This window comes from Lacticaseibacillus hulanensis, assembly GCF_004010095.1.
GTDB lineage: Bacteria > Bacillota > Bacilli > Lactobacillales > Lactobacillaceae > Lacticaseibacillus > Lacticaseibacillus hulanensis.
The window spans coordinates 1-1,689 of sequence record NZ_RRYD01000057.1 but is presented as its reverse complement, the minus strand read 5'-3'; the positions used below and the strand labels follow the sequence as shown (position 1 = coordinate 1,689).

Sequence of the window (1,689 nt, the reverse complement as noted above, 5' to 3'; positions counted from 1 at the left end):
TGCACTAGGCCCTGTCAAGTTGACAGATGAAATAATATAAAGTTTTGTCTATTTCTAAATGGCTTCACTCCAGTATTCATCTGGGGTGAGGCCATTTCTCTGCTCTGAACGATTTAGGTGGTTGAAGTAGTGAATTCCCTCTTCCACCAGCTTGATCAGTTCCTCATACGTCTTAGCCATTGGATGACGGTCCATCCATCGTAACTTGAACTCATTCCACCACCGCTCCATCGGCGAATTGTCATAAGGCTTGCCAGGTCGTGACATACTGCGAACAACCTTAAATTGGCTTAGGTAGTGATTAAAGGCACCGGATGTGTAGGCGGAACCTCGATCGGTGTGCACCATTGGATGAACGTCTCCCGATGCGGTAAAAGCCCGTTTAAAGACTTGGATTTCCGCTTCAGCTGTCTCAGTATCGCTCAAGTTAAATGCCAGAAGGCGGCGACCGTAAAGGTCTAAAACGCCGCTCAGGCGTACTTTGTAATCACCATTCACACCATAAACGAGCTCGGTCGAATCGGATAACCAAACCTGATTAGGCCTGTCTACAGTAAACTTCTGGTTGAGGATATTGTCTTGAGTGAACTGTTCACGCTGCTTCACCCGGTTGCGTTTTTTAACGCGAATCTGGCACCGAATCCCAAGCTCGCGCATGACACGCTTGACTTGTTTAAGGGTAACAGGGAAGGAAACTAATACATCTTGTTGAAGGTTAGTCAGTAATGTTCCTGCGCCGATTCCCTGATGATGAAAGTCGAACCAGTATTGAGTTCGTTCTTTGAGCAATCGATTGTTACTCTCCCAGGTTGTTTCTGTGCGGTTTAGGCCTTGGCGATAAGCCTGACGGCTCACCCCAACAACTGCCAGTAACGTTGTGATTGCGCCGCGTTTGCCGTGACTGACCTCCTTGATTGCGTGGTAAGCCAGTCGATGTTGTTTGTTCACCCCTTGTGCTGAAGTTCCAGCAATTTTTTTGCGAAAGCCTCAATCAATTCTTTGTCTCTGAGTTCTGCCTTGAGTTGACGGACTTCAAGTTTGAGTTTGTCTGTCTCGCTGAGATTAGCTTCTGCCTTGCGATGTCCGCGGTTGTCCTTCAGGGCTTCATAACCGCCATCTTTAGCCTTGAGCACCCAGGAGCGAGCTTGCTGGTAGGAGATTTGGAAATGCTCTGCGGCCTCGGCATAGCTATGCTTGTCTTTAGTCACGTACTCGACCACTTCGATACGTTCCTCAAAGGTTGTTTTTCGACTCATCGTGGGAACCTGCTTTCTCGACGGCGATGCCGTCAAAGGTTTTCCCCCATTATACCTGGAAATCCAATCTCTTAGTTGCTTGCTCGAGCGTAAACCAAATCGGATTGTTAGTTCCGCAAGGGACCCTTCTCCAGTCTGATATGCCAGTACCGCCGCGTGCTTAAGCAAAGCTGTGTAATGCTTGCTCCTAGGCGGCCTTTGCAGACCTTCAAGGCCATCACGGGCATACAAATCTTGCCAGCTTTTCAAAGTAGTACGATTAACTCCGCATTGCTTGGAAAAGGTGCACATTCCGATGCCTGAATGTCTGAGCTTTTCCAAGATGACAAATTTTTCTTCGGCCGTATGTCTAGTTTTGGGCATGCAAAAATCCCTCCGTAATCATCAGATGAATTATGATATTTCATCTGACAACCACAAAGGGATTATCGCA

The 1,689-nt window shown here is 47.5% G+C and carries 2 protein-coding genes; both read right to left on the bottom strand.

The genetic code is table 11. The features are described from left to right. Positions 1 to 54: 54 nt before the first annotated feature. Positions 55 to 948, bottom strand: a complete 894-nt coding sequence (locus tag EKN00_RS10750) for an IS3 family transposase (protein WP_127850218.1) — start codon at positions 946 to 948, stop codon at positions 55 to 57. Continuing rightward, the gene (locus EKN00_RS10745) at positions 945 to 1,619 is read right to left on the bottom strand and encodes a helix-turn-helix domain-containing protein (RefSeq protein ID WP_127850217.1); all 675 of its coding nucleotides are present in this window, start codon (positions 1,617 to 1,619) and stop codon (positions 945 to 947) included. Before EKN00_RS10745 ends, EKN00_RS10750 begins: the two co-directional genes overlap by 4 nt. Positions 1,620 to 1,689: the final 70 nt, after the last annotated feature.

What these genes read in the sequence shown, in the direction of transcription:
- EKN00_RS10745 (WP_127850217.1), bottom strand. Translation starts at nt 1,619, where the DNA reads ATGCCCAAAACTAGACATACGGCCGAAGAAAAATTTGTCATCTTGGAA.